7 protein-coding genes are annotated in these 9,222 nt (G+C 61.2%); 4 read left to right on the forward strand and 3 right to left on the reverse strand.

All coding sequences use genetic code 11. From position 1 onward, the window contains the following. Positions 1-133: 133 nt before the first annotated feature. Positions 134-910, reverse strand: coding sequence for an HAD family hydrolase (locus NW841_RS07295; protein WP_414371125.1), 777 nt, complete (start codon positions 908-910; stop codon positions 134-136). Between the two features lie 147 nt (positions 911-1,057). Between NW841_RS07295 and lpdA the strand changes: the two genes are divergently transcribed. Together lpdA and NW841_RS07305 are read left to right on the forward strand one after the other, a co-directional pair. Beyond that, positions 1,058-2,440, forward strand: a complete 1,383-nt coding sequence (gene lpdA / locus NW841_RS07300) for a dihydrolipoyl dehydrogenase (protein WP_414385973.1) — start codon at positions 1,058-1,060, stop codon at positions 2,438-2,440. A gap of 82 nt (positions 2,441-2,522) precedes the next feature. Continuing rightward, entirely contained in the window at positions 2,523-3,830 is a 1,308-nt protein-coding gene (locus tag NW841_RS07305; protein ID WP_414385974.1) for a class I SAM-dependent methyltransferase, read from the forward strand. An 18-nt stretch (positions 3,831-3,848) separates the two neighbouring features. Here the strand turns inward: NW841_RS07305 and NW841_RS07310 are convergent, their stop codons facing one another. Together NW841_RS07310 and glgB are read right to left on the reverse strand one after the other, a co-directional pair. Beyond that, positions 3,849-5,240, reverse strand: coding sequence for a TldD/PmbA family protein (locus NW841_RS07310; RefSeq protein WP_414385975.1), 1,392 nt, complete (start codon positions 5,238-5,240; stop codon positions 3,849-3,851). 39 nt (positions 5,241-5,279) lie between these two features. Further along, positions 5,280-7,571: a 1,4-alpha-glucan branching protein GlgB gene (gene glgB, locus NW841_RS07315; RefSeq protein WP_414385976.1), complete on the reverse strand. Its 2,292-nt coding sequence runs from the start codon at positions 7,569-7,571 to the stop codon at positions 5,280-5,282. A gap of 201 nt (positions 7,572-7,772) precedes the next feature. Here glgB and tatA point away from each other — a divergent pair, with 201 nt between their 5' ends. Beyond that, a complete protein-coding gene (gene tatA / locus NW841_RS07320) occupies positions 7,773-8,051 on the forward strand; it encodes a twin-arginine translocase TatA/TatE family subunit (RefSeq protein WP_414385977.1) in 279 nt (92 codons plus the stop codon). Between the two features lie 261 nt (positions 8,052-8,312). Beyond that, on the forward strand, positions 8,313-9,158 hold the full coding sequence (locus NW841_RS07325; RefSeq protein WP_414363883.1) for an anti-sigma factor domain-containing protein: 846 nt from the start codon (positions 8,313-8,315) through the stop codon (positions 9,156-9,158). Positions 9,159-9,222: the final 64 nt, after the last annotated feature.

Raw genomic sequence — 9,222 nt, forward strand, 5'->3', positions numbered from 1 at the left:
CCATAGCGGGAAAGCTCCTCTTGGATGTAGCGCTCCACCTGGCTGTGGCCCAGGGGCGACCAGTCGGGATCCCGTGGCTGGGCCACTTGCCGCAGGTGATCCCGGAGGCGCTGTTGCAGATGGGGATCTTGGATCACTTTTCTTGCTCGGCAAGGGCTTGGGCATGAACCTGGCGGGCCAGCTCCAGGGTGAAGTAGCGGTGGGATCCCGCCCTTCCCGCCAGCACCTGAAACGGCAACTCAGGCTCCCCCAGGTGATCCAGCACCAAGGCTGCTCCGGAAAAGTCTTGCTCCCGGGTGTAATCGTTAACCGTCACCACGGCAGGGATGCCCGCCTGCTGGGCCGAGCGCAGCCCGTTTTCGGAGTCCTCAAAGGCCAGGCACTCCTGGGGGCGCAGCCCCATCTGTTTCAGCGTGTAGAAGTAGATGTCGGGGGCGGGCTTTTTGGCGGGGACAATATCGCCGGCAGCAATCACCTCAAACCAGCTCAGGCTCTCCGGCAGGGTGTGCTCCAGAAGGGCCGTCACGTTTTCGGGCGTGGTGGTGGTGGCGATGGCCAGGCGGATCCCGGCGGCCTTGGCCTCCTGCAAGAGGCGCTTGACTCCGGGGCGCAAGGGGATCCCTCCTTGGGCCAGCAGAGCTGTGTAGTGGCGGGTTTTGGCCTGGTGCAGCCGGGCTATTAGGGCCGTCAGGTCTTCCCCGGCAGGCAGCGGCGGCTGACAGGTCTCGACGAAGTGGCGAATGCGCTCTTTGCCGCCCGTAATAGCCAGGAGCTGGCCGTAGAGCTCCACCGACCAGTGCCAGTCCAAGCCTGCCTCGGCAAAGGCGGCGTTAAAGGCCACGCGGTGCCCATCCCGCTCCGTATCCGCCAGCGTGCCATCCACGTCGAAAATCAAAGCTTGCAGTTCCATGCGCACCCCCCGTTCCCACCCCGCCAGCCTCCTGTCAACTGGGCAGGCGACCCTATGCTACCTCATGGTTTGGATGCTCTTCTCAGCCAGGTTCCTGGGAAGGCCAACAAGATGAGAAAATGAGGCACCGGTTATCCAAGTCTCGCCATGAGCTTCGATTTTGACTTAATCATCATTGGTGCCGGCGTCGGCGGCCACGGCGCAGCGCTGCATGCCGTCGAGTCCGGCCTCAAAACCGCCATCGTCGAGTGCGCCGAAATGGGCGGCACCTGTATCAACCGCGGCTGCATCCCCTCCAAGGCTCTGCTGGCTGCCTCCGCCCGCCTGCGGGAACTGCAACACAGCGCTGGGCTGGGCATCCAAGTGGGATCCGTCCAGGCTAACCGGGAGGCCATTGCCAATCACGCCACCCAGGTGGTGGAGAAGATCCGCGCCGACATGACCCGCTCCCTGGAGAAACTGGGGGTAACACTCCTGCGGGGACGGGGCAGGCTGGCGGGATCCCAAATGGTTGAAGTCCAGGAAGAGAAGGGATCTCGAACCTACACGGCGCGGGACATTATCTTGGCCACGGGTTCCCAACCCTTTGTGCCCCCGGGGATCCAAGTAGATGGCCGCACGGTGTTTACCAGTAACGAGGCGGTGCGGTTGGAGTGGATCCCGGAGCGGCTGGCCATCATCGGCAGCGGCTACATCGGCCAGGAGTTTGCCGACGTCTACACGGCGCTGGGATCCCAGGTCATTCTCATCGAGGCCCTGGAGACCCTGATGCCGGCCTTTGACCCCGACATTGCCCGCCTGGCCCAGCGGGTGCTGATCAAACCCAGGCAAATCCAGACCTATGTGGGCGTGCTGGCCAAGCAGGTGATCCCTGGCCAGCCGGTGACGATCCACCTCTCTAACGGCGAGACGCTGCAGGTGGATGCCTGCCTGGTGGCCGCTGGGCGGATCCCGGTCTCAGAGGGGCTGGGCTTGGCGGAGCTGGGAGTGGAGTTAGACAAGCGCGGCTTTGTACCCGTAGATAGCCGCATGGCCACCGAATTGCCCCACCTCTGGGCCATTGGCGATGTGACGGGCAAGCTGATGCTGGCCCACGCGGCGGCAGCCCAGGGGCGGGTGGCCGTGGAAAACATCTGTGGCCGCTCCGCCTATATGGATTACCTGAGCATCCCAGCAGCGGTGTTTACCCACCCGGAGATGGGCTTTGTGGGGCTAACCGAGCCCCAGGCCAAAGCCGAGGGCTACAGCGTGGGCACAGTGCGCACCTACTTTGGCGGCAACTCCAAGGCCATTGCCTCTGGCGAGACGGAGGGCATGGTCAAGCTGGTCTTTGACAAGGAGACGGGTCTCCTGCTGGGATCCCACATCTTTGGGCCCCATGCTGCGGATCTCATCCACGAGGCGGCCCAGGCCATCGCCCGCCGCGCCACGGTGCAAGAGCTGGCCCGCCTGGTGCACGTTCACCCCACCCTGGCAGAGACGCTGGAGGAAGCCTACCGGCGAGCTGCCCATAGCTTGGCAGTAGCCTAGCCGTGGCCTGCTGCCAACCAACACGGGCCAACTTGACGGCCAAAGCTGGTCTAATAGGATAGGGGGGAAGAGGTGGGAGGACGTGGCTTTGGCCAGCGAAGCGGAGATTACCCGGGCGGTGCAGGCCCAGTACGAGGCGTTTCCCTACCCGCCCGTCCCCTACGACCGGCCCTTTGAGGGCTTTTCCAGCCTAGGCAGCTACATCCTCGCCCAATATGCCCGCACCCGCACTTTGCAAGAGCCGACCGGGGCCAGATTTTTGGTGGCTGGCTGCGGCACCGGCTGGGAGGTACACGGCATTGCCGCCAGCAACCCCGGCTATGGCGCCGTGGTCGGGATCGATCTCAGCCGCCCGGCCCTAGAGATTGCCCAGAAACGGATCAAGTACCACGGCCTGCGCAACTGCTCGGTGCACTACGGGGATCTCATGGATCCCTCCACTTGGCCGGAGGGGAGCTTCGACATGATCAGCTCCTATGGGGTCATCCACCACACCGCCGATCCGGTCAAGGCTTTGAGAAACTTGGCCTCGCGCCTAGCTCCCGAGGGGGTAATGGCGCTGATGCTCTACAACCGTTCTGGCCGTTGGCACCTCTACCGCATTCGCCGCGCTCTGGAGCTGCTGGGGATTACTCCGCCGGCCACCCCGGAAAAGATTGAATTTGTGCGGCAATTGTTAAAGGCAGCCCATCCCAGTTCCATGCTGGCCCGGCATGCCAAGGCCCACGAGGAATACTACTTACCAGATGAGAACATCGTCGATAACTTCTTCCATGCCAACGACATTCCTTTTGACATTGGCGAGATCCCTGACCTTTTGGCCCAGGCGGGTCTGGAGTTTATCGATGTCGCCCCCTACTTGGACTACTGGAACGCCAAGCCCTTAATTGCCGCCACCCACCCGGAGTTCCACCGCCGCTACGAAGCCCTTTCCCGCATTGACCAACTGCGGGTTATCGAGTACTTGGAGCCCCTCTACCACACGCAAAATCTCTTTTGGTGCTGCCACCAGGGCCAGAAGCTGGCCAACTGGGATCCCTTCACAGCCGAGTTTTTCCGCAGCTCCCGTTGGCAGCTCAACCCCCTCTTTCTCCAGCACGGCCAGGTGCGCTACTGGGATCGCAAAATCCCCTTTTCGGATCTGCTGGGCAAGGTGGATCCCGCCCAGATTGTGACCCAAAAGTTGGACATCTTCTGGCCCATTGCTCGGATCCCTGGCAAGATGATCGCCTCCAGCCGCTACCAGGTCGTGGAGCTGCTGCTCCCCTTAGCCAAGCAGGCCCGCTCCGGCGCGGAGATTTTGAACCAGCACGCCGAGAGAGCCGAGCATGTTCTCCGCCTCTTTCGCGAGTGGGAAGCCGACCGCCTGGTTCTAAGAGTTGCTCTCTAGAAGGGCAGGGGGTGGGGGCTAAGCGCTCTGCCGGCCACCCACAATGGCGCGGCAGCGGATATAGGGCCCTCCAGCATCCACCTTGGCCGGCTGACCCTTGCCGCAGTGGCCGGATCCCAAGTCCCACAGGAAATCCCGCGACACAGCATCCACCGACTGCAACACCTCAAAGGCATTGCCGGTAATGGTAACCCCTCGCAGCAGCTCTGCTAGCTTGCCGTTGCGAATGCGGTAGGCCCGCTCCACGCCAAACATGAACTCACCCGTGGAGTCGGCTTGCCCATTCCTGGCCCCATCCAGGAAGTAGCCGTCAGGTGTGCTGGCAAGGATCTCCTCCAAGGTCTGGGATCCCGGCTCAAGGTAGGTGTTGCGCATGCGGATAAGCGGCTCGTCGGCATACTCCCAGGCGCGGGCGTTGCCGGTGGGCTCGACGCCAAAGTAGGCAGCCGTTTCGCGGTTGTGCAGGTAGCTCACCAAGATGCCGTTCTGGATGATGGTGGTGGTTTGGGTGGGAACGCCCTCATCGTCCACCGGCAGCGTTCCCCCTGCCCCTGGCATGAATTCCGAACGGCCGGAGTCCTTGAGGGTAACCAGTTCGCTGGCTACCCGCTGCCCCAGCTTGCCGGCTGCTACCGAGCCCGCCAAGACAAAATCCGCCTCGACCGTGTGGCCAATGGCCTCGTGCACCAGCAGCCCCACGATGGAAGGGGACAAGATGACTGTGGCCCATCCTCCCTCGGCGTAGCCTGCAGAGAGGAGATCGACCGCGGTGGCAGCCGCCTTCTCCGACATCTGCAAGGGATCCGTCCGAAAAAGGCAATCCCACCCCCCGGTAACACCAATGGACTCGGCGCCGCTGCTCAGTTGGCCATCCGCCTCGGCCACCGCCTGGATCCGCAGTTCAGGGCGCACCAGACGAAAGGCCACATCCGCCCCATCTGTAGTAACAATGGCTTTTTCCTCGTAGATCTCGTTGTAGGTGCAACTGGCCGAGGTAATGCGAGCAGAGGACTTGCGGGCTTGGGCTTCCGTTTCCAAAACCAACTGGATCTTGGCCTCTAGGGGCTTGTTGACCACCTCCTCCACGCCGGGCTCGCAGAACTCTCCCTGGGCCAGGGCTACGCTGGGCAAAGCCTTCAGCTTCTGCTTGCGGCAGTCGGCGCTGGCACGGGCCGCCTGCTGGGCTTCGGCAATGGCCTTGCGAATGGCGGCTGGGGAGAGATCCCCGGTGGCAGCAAAGCCCCAGGTGCCGGCCTCCAGCACCCGCACCCCCACCCCTGAGCGCCGCCGAACCGCCGTCCGCTCAATGCGGCCCTTTTCCGCCGTAACGCTGCGAAAGACTTTGCTGTGGTAGCGCAGTTCCACCAAGCCGGAGTAATCCCGAAGGATGTCGCGCAGGAGATCTCGCATGGCCCTAAGGGGAAGGACGGTACTTCCAGCATACCCTTTTTAGGTCGAGCTCTCAGCCGGCTGGGGCGGCTGCCACTTCAGCACCAAGGTCGAAAGAGGAGGCAAACAGAGCTCAAGCGAGTAGGGCAGGTTGTGGTAGGGCCAGTCATCTGTCCACTTACCCCCTAGGTTGCCAACGCCGCTGCCCCAGAACTCCACCGCGTCGCTGTTGAGCAGTTCCTGGTAAAACCCTCGCTGCGGCACGCCAATGCGGTAATTCGGCCAAACCACCGGTGTAAAGTTACAGACTACCACTAGCCACTCCTTGGGATCCTCCCCATAGCGGATAAAGGAGATAATGCCCCGATGGTCGCTGCAGTCAATCCAGCGGAACCCTTCTGGCTTGGTGTCTTGAGTGTAGAGAGCTGGCTGCGAGCGCAAGAGATGGTTGAGGGTGGCTACGTAGTGGCGCAGCTTGGCGTGGGGCTCATACTGCAGCAGCTTCCAGTCTAGATCTGCCCAAACATTCCACTCGTTCCACTGGCCAAACTCCATGCTCATAAACAAAGTTTTCTTGCCGGGGTGGGTGAACATGTAGCCGTAGAGGGCCCGCAAACTGGCAAACTTGTGCCACATATCCCCTGGCATTTTGCCCAACATGTGGCTTTTGCCGTGCACCACCTCATCGTGGGAAAAAGCCAGCATGTAATTTTCGCTAAAGGCATACATGAGGCTGAAAGTCACTAGGTTGTGATGGAACTGGCGGAACCAGGGATCCATGCGAAAATAATTGAGCATGTCGTGCATCCAGCCCATGTTCCACTTGAGGTTAAAGCCCAGACCACCCACATGGGTTGGCCAGGTTACCATTGGCCAGGCAGTGGATTCCTCGGCAATGGAAAGAACGCCAGGGTAGTACTTGAAAATAAGGGTGTTGAGCTGGCGAAGGAAGTCAATCGCCTCCAAATGCTCTCGCCCACCGTAGGAGTTGGGGATCCAGTCTTTGCGGTCGTAATCCAGATAGAGCATTGAGGCCACCGCATCCACCCGAATGCCGTCGATGTGGTATTTGTCAAACCAAAAGAGGGCATTGGCTATTAGATAGTTGCGCACCTCGTTGCGGCCGTAGTTGAAAACCAAAGTGCCCCAGCCCTTGTGCTCGCCCTTGCGGGGGTCGGCATGCTCGTAGAGGTGGGTACCGTCAAAAAAGGCCAGCCCATGCCCATCTTTGGGAAAATGCCCCGGCACCCAATCGACAATGACGCCGATCCCTTCCTGGTGGGCGCGATCGACAAAGTACATGAAGTCTTGGGGCAATCCGTAGCGGGAGGTTACCGCGTAGTAGCCAATAACCTGGTAGCCCCAGGAGCCGTCGAAGGGGTGCTCGGCCACGGGTAAGAGCTCGATGTGGGTAAAGCCCAGCTCCTTGACATAGGGGATCAACTTGTCCGCCAGCTCCCGGTAGGTGAGAAAGCGGGTGTTGGGCTTTTGATCCACCGGCACCAGGTGCCCATCGGCGGGTGGGTCTTCCGTTGAGGCGTGCATCCAGGATCCCAGATGCACCTCGTACACCGAGATGGGCGAGCGCAGCGGGTCGGTGGCAGCCCGCTTTTCCAGCCACTCCTGGTCGTGCCAGGTATAGGTGTGGAGGTCGGCTACAATTGAGCCGGTTTTGGGTCGCACCTCCTGCTGAAAGCCATAGGGATCTGACTTTTCGTAGATATCCCCCCAGGCAGTTTTCACCTCGTACTTGTAGACGGCTCCTGGCCCAACACCAGGGATGAACACCGCCCAGATGCCGCTTTCGCCCAGCCGCTTCATCTGGTGTTGGCGCCCGTCCCAGTGGTTGAAGTCGCCGATAACGCTGACATTGCGGGCGTTGGGGGCCCAGACGGCAAAGTGGACTCCCTGAACCCCATCTACGCTGATGGGATGGGCGCCCAGCTTCTCGTAGATGCGGTGGTGGTTGCCCTCGTTGAAGAGGTAGCGATCCAGCTCGCCGATGTGGTTGACCTTCTCGATGGGAAAGCGATAGGGATCCTCCCACTCTTCCAAGTTCTGGCCCTCTGGATCCCAAACCCGCTGCGCCCGCAGAAAGTAGTCTGGAACCGGCGTGCCAGGCGCAAAGCGCAGCTCAAACAACGTTTCTGGATGCAGCGGCTGCATGGGGTGGGCCTGCCCAGTGGCGCGTTCCACCAGCCAAACCTGTTTGGCATTGGGCACCAGGGCGCGCACCAGCCAGAAGGACACCTCCCCCTGCTCTATCTGCTGCGGCCCCAAAACAGCATAGGGATCCTGCCACTGGTTGGTGACGAACTGAAGCACTTGTTCGGCAGACAGGAGAAAGCCCATCGGCAAGCTTCAACAAAGCAACAATCTCAGTCTAGCGGTGCTCGGCTGCCACTTTTGGTAGCGCAGGGATTGCCGGAGCCATGGCGGTAGCAGCCAAACCTTTCTGCCCCTGGGAAAACCTGCTAGAGTTGGGAGGGGGTAATTCTCCTCCTTGCCAGCGAGATTGGTTGGCTTGTTTTGTTGTTGGGGTTTTGGGGACTTATGGCTATCCTGCTGTCGAGCGAACCTATCCTGGCTGTGAGCATCTTTGGCATGGGTCTGCCAGAGCTGGCCGTGATTGGGGTAATCGCGGTGGTCGTGTTCGGCCCCAAGAAGCTGCCGGAGTTGGGCAGCGCCTTTGGCAAAGCATTGCGCAGCTTCAAACAAGAGATGAACAACCCCAGCAGCGATGACGAACCTGTTGCCGCCGCCGAGCGCGTGAGCGGGAAGGAGTCCCTGAAGGCAGAAGCGGAGAAGGTGGTCGAGAAGGACGCCGCCTGAGAGCCTCAGAACTAAAAAAAGGGCGGCTTGGGTCGGCTCCTTAAGTTTTGTAGGAGACGAGCCCTTGGCTGGCTGAGAAAACAAGTCGCATGGCCGGGATCCCGGCCAACCCCTGCGGGATCCGCACCAGCCGCAACAAAATGGAAGTCGGCTTGCCAGTGGGCCGGATCCAGGGCTGGTGTATATTTCTGAAAAAGCTACCAGCCTGGTGCTACCGCTTGACCCAAAGCCGGGCTGGACAGGCGCAGCAGATGGAGAGCTATGGTCGAGCCGACCGATTTCGAGCTGATGCGCCAGATCCAACTGCGGGATCGCCGCAGCCACTTTTTACTTAAGGATCGCTACCAAAAGCGCCTGCTGGAGATCGCGCTGTCCACTCTCAAGCAGCCTCACCAAGCCGAAGAGGTGGTGCGCCAGGTGTTTGCGTTCTGCTGGAAACATGCAGAGGCCTTTGACCTGCAGCGGGATCGCTCGGTGGCCCTGTGGCTTTACGAGTTGACGGCCTTTCAAGCCCAAGAACGCTTGCGGCGCTGGAGCTGGTTGCCCGCCCCTGCCTCCATCCGGGTCGCACCTCCTTTGTGGCCGCGGCGCCTCCTCTGGGTCGGCTTAGCAGCGTTGGGGATCTACGCGGTGGCCATAACAGCGGCCTACTGGCGGCTGCGCTGGCAGGGGGAGCCGGTAGCCATGCAACGGCTCTATCAGGAGTGGCAACGACAACCGCAGGTACGGCGAACCCTTCTACGCGACCCTAGCTTCCGCAACCCCCTGTTGGTACAAGCTCTCTGGTCGCCCCGTGCCAAGCAGGTGCTGCTCTTGGCCTCAGATATGGCCCCTGCCCCCCCAGGCAGCACCTATCAATTGTGGCTGGAGTCGGATCTGCAAGGAGGGGGACGACGGCTGGAAAGCGCCGGCACCTTCACCGTCAACGCCGAGGGATCCCTGCAATGGCTCAGCCAGCCCACCCGTTCCCAGCAGCCGACCCGCCTTTGGATCACCCTCGAACCGGCAGGCGGGAGCGAATCCCCCACCAGCGCGCCTCTGCTGCAGAGCAACTTCTGGATCCCTGCCTCTCAACCTGAGGAGAGCAAAGAGCACCTCTTAAACTAGCTTGAAATGACTCCTAAGACCCTGGAAGTTGCCCCGTCGGGTCAACGGAGAGATCTTTTTGCCT

The sequence above is a fragment of the Synechococcus sp. H60.3 genome (genome assembly GCF_047462295.1).
GTDB lineage: Bacteria > Cyanobacteriota > Cyanobacteriia > Thermostichales > Thermostichaceae > Thermostichus.